The sequence below is a fragment of the Cohnella laeviribosi DSM 21336 genome (assembly GCF_000378425.1).
In the GTDB taxonomy this organism is placed as follows: Bacteria; Bacillota; Bacilli; order Paenibacillales; family Paenibacillaceae; genus Cohnella; species Cohnella laeviribosi.
Map to the genome: position 1 here is coordinate 33437 of NZ_KB899825.1, position 13302 is coordinate 46738.

The 13302-nt window shown below is 61.6% G+C and carries 12 protein-coding genes; all 12 read left to right on the forward strand.

Features of this window, described 5'->3' with window-relative positions:
* Window positions 1–62 precede the first annotated feature (62 nt).
* The gene (gene mutL, locus F560_RS0112835) at window positions 63–2141 is read left to right on the forward strand and encodes a DNA mismatch repair endonuclease MutL (RefSeq protein WP_019006137.1); all 2079 of its coding nucleotides are present in this window, start codon (window positions 63–65) and stop codon (window positions 2139–2141) included.
* Window positions 2138–2932 (forward strand): class I SAM-dependent methyltransferase, encoded by a 795-nt coding sequence (locus F560_RS0112840; RefSeq protein WP_019006138.1) that lies wholly within the window; start codon window positions 2138–2140, stop codon window positions 2930–2932. The genes mutL and F560_RS0112840 overlap by 4 nt, the downstream gene beginning before the upstream one ends.
* On the forward strand, window positions 2916–3920 hold the full coding sequence (gene miaA / locus F560_RS0112845) for a tRNA (adenosine(37)-N6)-dimethylallyltransferase MiaA (protein ID WP_019006139.1): 1005 nt from the start codon (window positions 2916–2918) through the stop codon (window positions 3918–3920). Before F560_RS0112840 ends, miaA begins: the two co-directional genes overlap by 17 nt.
* A gap of 28 nt (window positions 3921–3948) precedes the next feature.
* Window positions 3949–4191, forward strand: a complete 243-nt coding sequence (hfq, locus tag F560_RS0112850; RefSeq protein ID WP_019006140.1) for an RNA chaperone Hfq — start codon at window positions 3949–3951, stop codon at window positions 4189–4191.
* 161 nt (window positions 4192–4352) lie between these two features.
* On the forward strand, window positions 4353–6998 hold the full coding sequence (locus tag F560_RS0112855) for a transglycosylase domain-containing protein (RefSeq protein WP_019006141.1): 2646 nt from the start codon (window positions 4353–4355) through the stop codon (window positions 6996–6998).
* Window positions 6999–7124: 126 nt separating this feature from the next.
* Window positions 7125–7565 (forward strand): GNAT family N-acetyltransferase, encoded by a 441-nt coding sequence (locus tag F560_RS0112860; RefSeq protein WP_019006142.1) that lies wholly within the window; start codon window positions 7125–7127, stop codon window positions 7563–7565.
* Between the two features lie 98 nt (window positions 7566–7663).
* Window positions 7664–8236, forward strand: coding sequence for a ribonuclease FAU-1 family protein (locus F560_RS0112865; protein WP_019006143.1), 573 nt, complete (start codon window positions 7664–7666; stop codon window positions 8234–8236).
* The gene (locus tag F560_RS23250) at window positions 8220–8903 is read left to right on the forward strand and encodes a YdcF family protein (RefSeq protein ID WP_019006144.1); all 684 of its coding nucleotides are present in this window, start codon (window positions 8220–8222) and stop codon (window positions 8901–8903) included. Before F560_RS0112865 ends, F560_RS23250 begins: the two co-directional genes overlap by 17 nt.
* 63 nt (window positions 8904–8966) lie before the next feature.
* Entirely contained in the window at window positions 8967–9956 is a 990-nt protein-coding gene (locus tag F560_RS0112875) for an AAA family ATPase (RefSeq protein WP_019006145.1), read from the forward strand.
* 91 nt (window positions 9957–10047) lie between these two features.
* A complete protein-coding gene (gene hflX, locus F560_RS0112880) occupies window positions 10048–11403 on the forward strand; it encodes a GTPase HflX (RefSeq protein ID WP_019006146.1) in 1356 nt (451 codons plus the stop codon).
* 76 nt (window positions 11404–11479) lie between these two features.
* Window positions 11480–12733: a methionine gamma-lyase family protein gene (locus F560_RS0112885; RefSeq protein WP_026298259.1), complete on the forward strand. Its 1254-nt coding sequence runs from the start codon at window positions 11480–11482 to the stop codon at window positions 12731–12733.
* Between the two features lie 133 nt (window positions 12734–12866).
* Entirely contained in the window at window positions 12867–13283 is a 417-nt protein-coding gene (locus F560_RS0112890) for a MerR family transcriptional regulator (RefSeq protein ID WP_033396110.1), read from the forward strand.
* Window positions 13284–13302: the final 19 nt, after the last annotated feature.

Genomic DNA, 13302 nt, shown 5'->3' on the forward strand with positions numbered 1-13302 from the left:
GCTCGGATACGAACGATTGCCATTATCATATATCTTATCGGTTAGAAAAGGGGGAGTGCGGCATGGGCGTCATTCGGCTGCTGGACGACCATCTGGCGAACCAGATCGCCGCGGGCGAAGTGGTCGAAAGACCGTCCTCCGTCCTGAAGGAACTGATCGAAAACGCGGTGGACGCCGGCGCCACCACCATCGACGTGACCGCGGAAGAGGGCGGCCTTGCGCTGCTGCGGATCGTGGACAACGGCTCCGGCATTTTGCCCGAGGATTTGCCGACGGCGTTCGAACGTCACGCCACGAGCAAAATCGCAAGCGGCAAAGACCTGTTCCAGATCGCCACGCTCGGCTTTCGCGGCGAGGCGCTGCCGAGCATCGCGGCCGTCGCCAAAGTCCGCTGCCTCAGCGCGACGGATTCGAGCGGCCTCGGCCGCGTGCTGGAAATCGAAGGCGGCGTGATCAAGCGCCACGAGGACGCCGCGGCGCCCAAGGGCACGGATATGACGGTGCGCGAGCTGTTTTACAACACGCCCGCGCGGTTGAAATACATGAAGACGGTTCAGACGGAGCTGAGCCATTTGTCGGACGTAATGTACCGCCAGGCGCTGGCCCGTCCCGACATTGCCTTTACTTTCACCCACAACGGCTCGACGCTGCTTCGCACGCCGGGCAACGGGGACTTGCGCCAGGTCGTCGCCGCCATCTACGGCACCGCTGCGGCCAAGGCGATGGTGCCGCTGTCCGCCGAGCATCCCGACTACGCGCTCGGCGGACTGACGGCGATGCCCGTGGAGACCCGGTCGAACCGCAATGCGATCACCGTGCTGGTGAACGGCCGCTATATCCGCAGCGCCGCGATCGTTCAGCCGCTGCTGCAGGCGTACCATACGCTGCTGCCGGTCAACCGGTATCCGCTGGCCGTGCTTCATCTGCGGATGCATCCGTCTTTGCTGGATGTCAACGTCCATCCGTCCAAGATGGAAGTTCGCTTCAGCAAGGAGCACGAACTGCGCGCGTTCGTGGAGGAGGCCGTGCGGAAGGCGCTCGGCGAGCGGGCGTACATTCCGTCCGGAACGGCGGTGCGGCAGACGAAGACGCCTCCGTGGGTGCAGGAGCAGCTTCGCTTCCGCGATGCGGCCGCAAGCGATGCGAACGATGCGGTCGGTGCGGGAGGCACGGGCGGTACGCGCGGTACGGGCGGTTTGGGCGGTTTGGGCGGCGCGGCGGGCCCTTCGGCAGCCGCGCCGGCTGCGGCCGGGGCCGCATCGATCGGGGCGTCGCCCGGGGAGCGGCCGGGGGCCGATGCCGGCGAAGCCGTCCGCCGGAATGCGGACGCCCCGCTGGTGCGCGAGGCCGGCGGGAGGCTCGCCTACGGAACCGGCCCGGCCGCGCGGGAAGCCGCCGCGGGCAGGCCGTACGGCTGGCCCGCCGGGCCGCAGCCTTCGGGAGCCGTTCCGGCCGGCGGAAACGGCTCCTTCGCGGCGGAAGGCAGGCCGGCGAGCCCGCCCGACCGGCGGGTATGGGAAGCGGCCTATGCGCCGCCCGATTCGGAGCCGAAGGCGGAATTTCCCGAGCTGCACTGGATCGGCCAACTGCACGGGACGTACATTGTGGCCCAGAACGAAAACGGATTGTACCTGATCGACCAGCACGCCGCGCACGAGCGGATCAACTACGAGTATTTTTTCGATAAATTTGGACGCCCCCAGGATGCGAGCCAGGAGCTGCTGCTGCCCGTTACGCTTTCGTTCGCGCCCGACGAATTCGCCCTGCTGCGGACCCGCCTCCACCTTTTCGAGCAGGTCGGCGTATACATGGAGGAATTTGGTGGGAATACCTTAATCGTACGGGCCGTGCCCCACTGGTTTCCGGAAGGGGACGAGGGGGATATCGTGCGGGAGATGGCCGAGTGGATTTTGAAGGAGCGGTCCGTCGATCTTCGCAAGCTGCGGGAGAAAGCGTCGATCCTGACCTCGTGCAAGGCGTCGATCAAGGCGAACCAGTCGCTGACGCGCGAGTCGGGAGAAGCGCTGCTTAGGCGGCTGGCCGGCTGCCGCCAGCCGTTCACGTGTCCGCACGGCAGACCGATCGTCGTCAGCTTCAGCACCTACGAACTGGAGAAAATGTTCAAGCGGGTGATGTCGTGATCGTGACGACAACCGAGCGGCCGGACGGGCGGCTTGTCGCCAGGGCGCGGCGGCTCGCCGCGGAATTTTCGTGCCGCTATGCGGAAAGAAGGCGCGACACGCTGGCCGGCATGAGGCGCAAATACGCGGATGCCGCGGACGGCGTGCTCGTCGTCGGCAACGAGGGGCTGCGGTTTGTTGCGGACGGGGCGCCCCCGTTGTTTTACCATCCGAGCATGGCGCTGATTCGCATCAAGCGACTGCGCGAAGGAGGCGGCGACGCGCTCGTCGAAGCGGCGGGAGCGAAGGAGGGCGACCGGGTGCTGGACTGCACGGCGGGGCTCGGCTCCGATTCGCTCGTGCTGTCCTATGCCGTCGGCGAACGGGGGCGGGTGACGGCGTTGGAGGCTTCGCCGCTGCTGCATGCGATCGTGCGCGAAGGCTTGAGCGAATACGAGACGGAGCTTCCGGACGTCAACGCCGCCATGCGGAGGATCGAAACGGTTTGCGCCGATCATTTCTCGTATTTGTCGGCCTTGCCGGACAACAGCGTCGACATCGTGTATTTCGATCCGATGTTTACGATCCCCGTGCTATCTTCGAGCTCGCTGGAGCCGCTCCGGGCGCACGCCAAGGACGAGCCCTTGACGGAGGAAGCGGTGCGCGAGGCGCGCAGGGCGGCCCGCAAGCGCGTCGTCCTCAAAGAGCATCGCGGCAGCGGGCAGTTCGAACGGCTCGGATTTCGCCGCGTCCGGCATTCCGGCTCCGCGGTGGCATATGGAGTGATAGACATACATGACGACAACGATTGACCGCGAAGCCGGCCGGGATACGCGCCCGCCGCTGCTGGCGCTTGTCGGTCCGACCGCGGTAGGCAAAACCGACCTGAGCCTGAGGATCGCCCGGGCGTTCAACTGCGAAATCATCAGCGGCGATTCGATGCAGGTGTACCGCGGGATGGACATCGGCACCGCCAAGCTGGCGCCGGAGCTTCGCCGCGGCATCCCGCACCATCTGCTGGATATCCTCGATCCTGCCGAGCCGTTTTCGGTGGCCGATTTCAAGGCTCGCTGCGAGGAGGCGATACGGGACATTTACGCGCGCGGCAAGCTGCCGTTCATCGTGGGAGGGACCGGGCTGTACGTCGAATCGGTCTGCTACGGCTACGCCTTCAGCGAGGAAGGCGGGAACCTTGCGCTGAGGGAGAAGCTGAAGCGCTGGGCGGAAGAGCATGGCGCGGAGGCCCTCCACGAGCGGCTGTCCGGCGTGGATCCGGAGACGGCAGCCAGGCTGCATCCGAATGACGTCCGCCGGGTCGTACGCGCGCTGGAAGTCTATGAAACGGCCGGCGTGCCTTTCTCGCAGCTTCAGAGCCAGAGAAGAGGAGACGAAAAGACGTCCCCGTATAAGCTTTGCCTCATCGGCCTGACGATGGATCGGGCGGAGCTGTATCGCCGCATCAATTTGAGAGTCGACCAAATGCTTGAGCAGGGGCTCGTAGACGAGGTGTCCCGGCTGCTCGAAGCGGGCGTGCGGCGCGACGCAGTGGCGATGCAGGGGCTCGGCTACAAGGAGATCGCGGCTTATCTGGCGGGCGAGACGGACCTGGACACCGCGGTTGAGCTGCTGAAGCGCGATACGCGCCGGTTCGCCAAGCGCCAGCTGTCCTGGTTCCGCCGCATGAAGGACCTGACGTGGGTCCATGCGGACGCCCGCGAAAAAGACGGCAATCTTTTCGAGGAGATTTGTGCTATAATAGCAGGAAAGTTTCGTTGCGATCTTGAATATACTTGTCAATAATCTTTTATGGCGATGGGGGTTACCGGTAATGAACAAGTCCATTAACATCCAGGATACGTTTCTGAATCAGCTTCGCAAAGACAGTATTCCGGTTACGGTCTATTTGACCAACGGATTTCAAATCCGCGGCGTGGTGCGCGCTTTTGACAATTTTACGATTGTCATTGACAGCGAAGGCCGTCAACAGATGGTCTACAAGCATGCCATCAGCACGTTTACGCCGCAGCGCAACGTATCCTTGCAACAGCAGGACTCGGGTTCGGAAGCCTGATCGGGCCTCCGTTCACGGCGGAAAATGAAACTTTTCGCCCCCACACTACGTCTAACCTGAATAGACCGGCCACCGAGCAACCCCTAGGCGGGTTGCTCCTTCTTTTGAGCCGTGCGGGCAACAGCAGAGAAACCGACTGTGAATAAAGGGGGAAATACTCCATGAGAAAGACAGCTTCGCCCGGAAAAGCCGGGAAACGCCCCGCAAAGTCCCGTTCCAAACAAAAACGAAGAATCGGCCTGATCTGGCTGTTGTTCGTCATTTTGTTCGCAGCCGTCTGCGCCGTCGTCGGATACTTGCTGGTCATCCTGAACGGCGAGCGCATCCTCAGCCAGAATATAGACAAGCTGAACAATATGGACAAGGCTTCGATCATCGTGGACGCAAACGGCAATGAACTGGCCAAGATGTACGTCTCCGAGGGCAACCGGGAATATGTGCCGATCAGCAAAATCCCGAAGCTCGTGCAGCAGGCGTTCATCGCGACCGAGGACAAGCGGTTCTACGAGCATAGCGGCGTCGATCTGTTCGGGATTGCGCGCGCGCTCGTCAAGGACGTGATCGCCCGCAGCGCCGTCGAGGGCGCCAGCACGATTACGCAGCAGCTTGCGAGAAACATTTTCCTGAGTTCGGACAAGACGCTGTTCCGCAAAGGAACGGAGGCGTCGATCGCGCTCGCGCTTGAAAACCACAAGTCGAAAGACGAAATTCTGGAAATGTATTTGAACCGGATTTATTTCGGCAGAGGCCAGTACGGCATCAAGACGGCCGCCAAATATTATTTCGGCGTCGACGACTTGGAAGATTTGAAGCTGTGGCAAATCGCCACGCTGGCCGGCATGCCGAAGGCGCCCAACACCTACAACCCGTTGAAAAATCCGGAAAAATCGAAAGAACGCCGCGCCGTCGTGCTCTCCTTGATGGAGGAGCAAGGCTACATCACCGAAGCGCAGAAGCAGGAGGCGATGGCCGCGGAATACGATCCGAGCGTCGTGCCGGAGAAAAGCTCCCGTTACGCCGCGTTCGTCGACTACGTCGTCGACGAGGCGCAGCAAGTGCTGGGCATTAGCGAGGAAGAGCTGCTTGCGGGCGGCTACACGATCAAGGCGACGATCGATACGAAGGCTCAGGAAGCGATTGAGGATGCGTTTGCCGATCCCGACAATTTCGAGAAAAGCGTAGACGACATCCCGATGCAGGGCTCGATGGTGATTCTGAACCAGCATGACGGTTCGATCGTCGCGATAGCCGGGGGACGCGATTACAGCACGAAGAACCTGAACCGGGTCACCAGCCAGCGCCAGCCGGGCTCCTCGTTCAAGCCGATCGTTTCCTACGGTCCGGCGATCGAAACGGGCGACTGGTTCCCCTGGTCGACGCTGCGGGACGACAAAGTCTGCTACGACAACGGAAAATATTGCCCGACCGACTCCAACGCGAGAAAATATATCGGACCGGTCAGCATGAAGGAAGCGATCCGCGAATCCCGCAACCAGCCGGCCGTCTGGCTGCTCAACGAGATCGGCGTCCAGACCGGGGTCGAATTTGCCGGCAGGCTCGGCATCGAGCTCGGACCGGACGACCGCAACCTCGCCATCGCGCTCGGCGGCCTTACGCACGGCGTCACGCCGATCCAAATGGCGCGGGCCTATGCCGCCTTCGCCAACGGAGGATTGCTGCCGACGCCGCACAGCATATCGGAAATTACGGACGCTTCCGGCGATATCGTATACGAGTTTAAACCGCCCAAAAACAACCGCGTCATGAAAGAAGAGACCGCTTATTACGTGACGGACATTTTGAAAGGCGTCGTCGAGGGCGGCACCGGCAAGCGGGCGAAAATCAGCGGACGCACGGTTGCCGGCAAGACGGGAACGACGCAGCTTGGGCTGAAGGGCATCAAAGATTCCGCGGGCAACCGCGACGTCTGGTTCGTCGGCTATACGCCGGAGCTGACCGCCGCCGTGTGGATGGGGTACGACAAGACGGACAAGGACCATTACGTAAAGAACAGCAGCGGCCAGGCCGCCGCCTTGTTCTCCAAGGTTATGTCCAAGGTGCTCAAAAACTACGAGAAGCAATCGTTCCCCGAGCCGAGCGGCATTCAGAAGGAAGCGCAAGGCCCCGGAGCCGTCACCGGGCTTACGGCGAACTACAATTCGCAGCAGGTGTCCGTCGAGCTTAGCTGGAACGCGGTCGAGGGGGATGGCATCACCTACAAAATTTACCGCAAGGAAGCGAGCGAAGCCGGCTTCAGCCTGCTGGCCGAAACGGCCGAGCCCGCGTACGAGGATATGGCGATCTTGCCGGAGATGACGTATACGTACTACGTCAAAGCTTATTCGTCGGCGCTGAACCTGGAAGGCAAGCCGTCGGCCGGCGTTACCGTCAAGGTGACGACCGAGCTGGATACGTCGCCGGAGCCCAGTCCGGACGAAGGGACGGGGCTTCCGTCCGACAACCCGGATGAAGGCAACGGCACCGGAGACGGCACCATAACCGACGGAACCGGCAACAACAACGGGGAAATCGGCAACGGCGGCGGCAACGCGATCGGAAATCCGAGCGGCAACGAGAACGGAATCGACCGAGGCAACGGCCGCGGGAACGGCCGCGGGAACCGCGGAGACGGCAACGGACGCGGCAACGGCGGCGGCAATGCCGGCGGAAACGGCCAGGAATGGGGAGATATTTCGAACAGTCCTTCCCCGGAACCGGGCTCCGTTTCCCCGTCTCCCGCGCAGCCTTCCGTTCCGGCGACGAATTCGGAAGGGCAGGCGGTCCCGCTTCCCGGCCAAACGCCCTGACCGGGGCGCAGCGGCGACGCGCTTGCCGCGCTTGGCCGGCGAATACGCCGAATATCGGGAACAAGCGTACGCTTGTTCCCTTTCCATGCTTTTCGAACCTTTTTAATGGACAAGGAGCCGTGAGCCATGAAATGCGTGAAAGTGACGAACGAAGCGCAATTGAACGATTGCCTTCGCATACGCAAGACCGTATTTGTGGAGGAGCAGGGCGTTCCCGAGGACCTGGAGCTGGATGAATACGACACCGTCGACGGCTCCTGCCGCCACTGGCTTGTCCTTAGCGAGGGGAAAGCCGTTGCGGCGGGGCGCTGGCGCGAATACGAGCCCGGAACGGCCAAATTTCAGCGGATCGCCGTTTTGCTGCCCTTCAGGGGCCTAGGCGTCGGCAGAAAGCTGATTGAAGCGATGGAAGAGGACGCGAAAGCGTCCGGCTACGGAAAAGCCGTGCTGGACAGCCAGTGCGCCGCGGAACGGTTTTACCGCAAGCTCGGTTATGTCACGGTCTCCGCGGAGCCATTTTACGACGCGAATATTTTGCATGTCCGGATGGAAAAAAGCTTGCGCTGAAGAAAGCGGCGGAAGCGGAAGATCGCCCCGTTCGCTGGTGGCTGAAGGTAAGTTGTGGTAAGCTTTGTTTAAATCTGCTTACCGGGGACGAATAAGAGATGAAACGTAAATTTTCGGACCGGGCCAACTGGCGCCGGATCTTAAAGAAGAGCTATGCTTGTTTTACGCTGGACGAACCGTCGTTTCGGGGGTTTGTCACCTTTTACAAAATTCACGAACTGCGCGATCCGCTATGGAAGGAATATAACGGCCGGCGCATGTGCCTTGCGGACAAAGGGTATTTGTGGATGCAGCACTTTCCGCGGGGGGAACATTATGTGGTGACGACGATGTTCGACGACAAGGGCCAGGTCGTGCAATGGTATATCGACGTCTGCAAAACGCAAGGGATGACCGAACAGCAGGTGCCGTGGTTCGACGATCTGTATTTGGACATCGTGGTGCTGCCGACCGGCGAGACGCTGCTGCTGGACGAAGACGAGCTGGAGGAAGCGCTCGACGACGGACTCATTACCGAGCGCGACTCGGCTCTCGCCCAGCGTACGGCGGACAAGGTACTCGCCATGATCCGGCACAAGCGGTTTCCTTATTTCGAGTTAAGCCGGGAGCATCGCCGGACGATGCTTCCGCGGCTGGGGTGGGAGCTTGGAAAAGATGAACGGAAGCGCTGAAGAGGTGCGGGAGCCGTCTGCCAATCCGTCCCGGCTTTCCGCCGGACGCAGGCGCAGACGCCTGCTGCGGGCCGCTTGGCGGCTCGCGCTGCCGGGCGCCGCGGCGCTCGCGGCCTGGTGTCTGACGCTGCTGGCCGTCATTATGCGGTACGAGGGACAGCCGGCCGCGGGCATCCGGGGGACATCCGATGTCGCGATCGTGCTTGGCGCAAGCTTGTGGAACAACGTGCCGAGTCCGGGCCTTCGGGAAAGGCTGGATCACGCGCTTGCGCTGTACCGGTCCGGAGCCGTTCGCCATTTGCTGCTGACGGGAGGTCTCGACGCGAACGGCGCGACGTTGACCGAAGCGGAAGGCATGCGCAATTACTTGCTCGAACGCGGCGTTCCGGCAGAAGCGATGGAGCTGGAGACCGAGTCCACGAGCACGTACGAGAATTTGAAATTCGCCAAACGCATCATGGAGCGCCGGGGCTGGACAAGCGCTGTCATCGTTACCCATCAATACCACGGCTCCCGGGCGGGCGACATCGCCGCGTATCTCGGCTACGATCCGGTTCAGGTCAGCGTGACGGAGAGCCGCGTGCTGAACATGCCATACCACCGGACCCGCGAAGTCCTTGCCTATACGAAGTGGCTGGCCCAGAAGTGGCTGTTGCATGGAGGATGATTCGCCCGAATAGATTGGAATAGCGGCGAATCTGCCGACTTTGGCGGGGGCGGAGGGATAGCGTTGAATCCGAGAGCGGGAACATCCGAGATGAGGCAAGCGGCCGCCGCAAGGCCGTCCCGGCAAATCAACGTCGTGCTGCGCCAGCCCGACGCGTCCGTGCCGGTAAGCGCGAGCGTTCCGGAAGCTTCGGCGCGGCCGTTGCCGACAAGCGGTCCTTGGCTCGAGTTTCAGAAGGAGCTTGACGCGATGGTCGGCCTCGACAACGTCAAGGAACTCGTCTACGAAATTTACGCCCTGCTGCAAATTGCCCAACTTCGCTCGGACGCGGGCTTGCAGAGTACGGCGCATGTGTACCACATGATTTTCAAAGGCAATCCCGGAACGGGGAAAACGACGGTGGCGAGGCTGCTCGCGAAGCTGTTTCAGGGCATGGGGCTGCTTTCCAAAGGCCATCTCGTCGAAGTGGAGCGCGCCGACCTTGTCGGCGAATACATCGGCCACACCGCGCAAAAAACGCGCGATCTGGTCAAGAAAGCGCTCGGCGGCGTGCTCTTCGTCGACGAGGCCTACAGCCTGGCGCGCGGAGGGGAGAAGGATTTCGGCAAGGAAGCGATCGATACGCTGGTCAAGGCGATGGAGGACTACAAAAACCAGTTCATTCTGATCTTGGCCGGATATACGGCGGAAATCGACCTGTTTCTGATGACCAATCCCGGGTTGCCGTCGCGGTTTCCGATCCGGATCGAGTTTCCCGATTATTCCATCGACCAACTGATCCAAATCGCGGAAACGATGGCCAGGCAGCGCGACTACGCGTGGATGCCGCAGACATTGTTCAAGCTGAGGCAGCTGCTGGTGAAGGAGAAGGAGGAATCGCCTTATCATTTCAGCAATGCGCGATTCGTGCGCAATATGCTGGAACGGGCGATCCGCAATCAGGCGGTCCGGCTGCTGTCCCAGTATCCGAACGGATCGCCCGGCCGCCAGGAGCTGATGTCGCTGCGGCCGGAAGATTTGCGCGCGGAGGCGGGAGGCGGAGGCGCGATGTAACGCGCCGTATCGATTCCCGGCGAAGTCCGATTCGCCGGGACGGATCTTTCCGGCCGGCATATTAAGCGAAAATGGAGGAATGGCGGGTTCGATGAAACCGAGTACATACGAAACCGGAGCCGGCGGACGCGAACGCGCGCTGCTGGTCAGCCTGGTGACCGACGACGTGCGGAGAAGCGGCGCCGATCCGGAGCATTCGCTGGCGGAGCTGGTGAATTTGGCCGAGACCGCCGGCGTCGAAGTGGCCGGCACGATCGTCCAGTATCGGGACGTGCCGGATTCCAAATGGTTTGTGGGCAAAGGCAAAGCCGAAGAAATGAAGGCGCGAATCGCCCAAGGCGACATTCATACGGCGATCTTCGACCAGGAGCTGTCGGGCGCGCAGGTTCGGAACCTGGAGGACGCGCTGGATGTCAAAATTATCGACCGCACGCAGCTTATCCTGGACATTTTCGCAAGACGGGCCAAAACGCGCGAAGGCATTTTGCAGGTGGAGCTGGCTCAGCTTACGTATCTGCTGCCGCGGCTTTCCGGCCACGGCAAAAACCTGTCCCGGCTCGGCGGCGGCATCGGTACGCGCGGGCCGGGCGAAACGAAGTTGGAGACGGACCGCCGCCATATCCGGAACCGGATCGGCGAGCTGAAACGCCAGCTCAAAGACGTAGCCGCGCACCGAAACCTGCACCGCGAGCGGCGGAAAAAAGCCGGCGTCGTGCAGGTCGCGCTTGTCGGCTATACGAATGCGGGCAAATCGACGCTGCTGCGGCAGTTGACGGACGCGGACGTCCTCGCGGAGGACAAGCTGTTCGCGACGCTCGATCCGACGACGAGGCAGCTCAGGCTGCCGGGCGGCAAAGAGGTGCTGCTGACCGATACGGTCGGCTTTATCCAGAACTTGCCGCACGATCTGGTCGCCGCGTTCCGCGCGACGCTGGAAGAAGCGGGCGAAGCGGACTTGCTGCTGCATGTGGTGGACGCTTCCTCGCCGATGAGAGACCGGCAGCGCGCCGTCGTGGAGCAGGTGCTGGCCGAGCTGGGGGCGGCGGCGAAGCCGACCTTGCTCGTGTACAACAAGATCGACGCTTGCCCGCCCGAATCGTTGGCGTTGCTGGGCGGGGGAGAAGAGGCGCTGCGCATCAGCGCCTGGAACGAGCGGGATTTGAACAGGCTCCTGCACCGCATCGAGGAGTTGCTGCTTGAAGGCGTGTGCCGCCTTCGCCTTCCCGCCTCGCGGGGGGATTTGGCGGCGCTCGCTTACCGGATCGGCGATGTAACGGAACAAAAGACGGAGGAAGACTGGCTGCTTCTGACCGTGCGGGTGAATCCGGCGGATATGGCCAAATGGGGCGGCCCGCTGCTGCCCTATCGCTTGGAAGGCGCGGCGGAACCGCCGGAGACCGTGAGCGAACGGGCGGAAACCGAAGATCGCGGCGCGGGATCGGACTAACCGTTATTTTTCGGCTTGGGATACAGAACAAAATAAAAGATTGGGTTTTGAACTGAAGATTGGAGAGCAATGGCGAATGGCACAATGGAATGGAGATTGGGAAAAACTGGAGAGGTCTGCGGAAGAAATGGCCGCAAGCAAACTCCGGGAGGCGGATGAAATCGCGCAGCGCAACCAGTGGAAAGTGATTCGGGCGTTTCAGCGGCGCAAGGTGAGCGATTTTCATTTCGCGGGTTCGACCGGTTACGGGTATAACGATCGGGGGAGGGAGACGCTGGACGAGGTTTACGCGGATGTGTTCGGGACCGAAGCGGCCCTCGTCCGTCCGCATCTCGTATCCGGCACCCACACGATCGCGACGGCGTTGTTCGGAATCGTCAGGCCGGGGGACGAGATCGTGTTCGTCACGGGCAAGCCGTACGACACGCTGCACAAGGTGATCGGCAAGCCGGAAGACGGGACGGGCTCGCTTGCCGACTGGGGCGTCCGCTCGGCCGTGGCCCCGCTTCATCCGGACGGCAGCGTCGATTGGGAGACCGTCTCCGCCTTGACGACGGAGCGGACGAAGGTGTTCGCCATCCAGCGTTCGCGAGGCTACGACTTTCGGCCGTCGTTTACGGTGGACGAGATCGGCGAGATGGTCCGCCGCCTGAAGGCGATCAAGCCGGATGCGGTCGTGTTCGTAGACAACTGCTACGGCGAGTTTACGGAGGAACGGGAACCGACGGAAGCGGGCGCGGACCTGATCGCGGGCTCGCTGATCAAAAATCCGGGCGGAGGGCTTGCGGCGAGCGGCGGCTATATCGCCGGCAAGCGCCGTTTGGTGGAGCTGGCTTCCTACCGGCTGACGGCGCCGGGCATCGGCGGAGAAGTCGGCGCGATGCTCGGCACGACGCGTTCGATTTTCCAGGGCTTGTATCTGGCTCCGTTGCTCGTCAGTCAGGCGGTGAAGGGCAGCATTTTCGCGGCGGCCGTGTTCGCGCAGCTCGGATTCGAGACGCATCCCGCCTGGAACGACCCGCGTACGGATCTCATTCAGGCGATCAAGTTCTCCTCGGCCGAACATCTGATTACGTTTGTACAAGCCGTCCAGAAAGCGGCGGCGGTGGACGCCCACGTCGTTCCCGAGCCGTGGGACATGCCCGGGTATGAGCATCCGGTCATCATGGCCGCCGGAACGTTCATCCAGGGAGGGAGCCTGGAGCTTTCCGCCGACGCGCCCATTCGCGAACCTTACATCGCGTTTATGCAGGGCGGCCTGACTTACGCCCATGTCAAACTGGCTGTTCATCAGGCGTTATCGGACTTGCGGGAGCGCGGCTTGCTGTAAGTTTCGGCGCGGTCTTGCCCTCGTGTGCGGTCCCAAAACCGCACTAAACCTTACACGCCTTGACATGTATTTGTGAAGACGATACAATGGAAGTGTTTACAAAATCTATGCTTGATGATGGAAGGTTGATGTTATGGCTGGGGACGAGATACGCAGGAATATGGCGCTGTTTCCGATCGGCATCGTCATGAAGTTGACGGACCTGACGGCCCGGCAAATCCGATATTACGAACAGCACGAACTGATCCAACCGGCCCGGACGGCAGGCAACCAACGCTTGTTCTCGTTTAACGATGTGGAGCGTCTGCTGGAAATCAAGGCGCTTATCGAGAAAGGCGTCAATATCGCCGGAATCAAGCAGGTCATGAATCCGGTCGGAGAAGACAGCGACGACAGAACGATCATCAATGAGCATACCGAAGTCAAACGCCGCGAATTGTCGGATTCGCAGCTGCACCGGATCCTGAAGCAGCAGTTGATGCAGGCGAAGCGTCCTGGGCAAGTGTCGCTTATTCAGGGCGAACTGTCGCGGTTTTTCAAAACCAAATAAGTTTTTTAATACGACCATT